This window comes from Gudongella sp. DL1XJH-153 (genome assembly GCF_049310905.1).
Taxonomy (GTDB): Bacteria; Bacillota; Clostridia; order Tissierellales; family Tissierellaceae; genus Gudongella.
Genome location: NZ_JBMEMN010000105.1, coordinates 1 through 284, shown reverse-complemented (window position 1 = coordinate 284; position 284 = coordinate 1). Strand labels below are relative to the sequence as shown.

Annotated in this window: 1 tRNA gene; it reads right to left on the bottom strand. The window is 45.8% G+C overall.

The window, feature by feature from the left end:
• Positions 1-207: 207 nt before the first annotated feature.
• Positions 208-284: transfer RNA gene (locus tag ACOEN1_RS13565), tRNA-Ile, on the bottom strand.

Genomic DNA, 284 nt, shown 5'->3' with positions numbered 1-284 from the left:
CTATGCTCTTAATAACTTGACCTTTTTCATGTTTATTGTTTTTGAATGTTCTTATTTGTAGTTTTCAATGTTCAGTGCTCGCTTGGCTCGCGCTTTCACTCCTACGCTCACTTTGCTCGCTTCGCTGTCCGTTTTGTCTGCAACTCACTTTCGCTCGTTGGACAAAAAGGCAATGTTCGATTAGTAACAACTCTAAAAAGCTGCTACTGGTGGACCTGGGTGGACTCGAACCACCGACCTCACGCTTATCAGGCGTGCGCTCTAACCACCTGAGCTACAAGTCC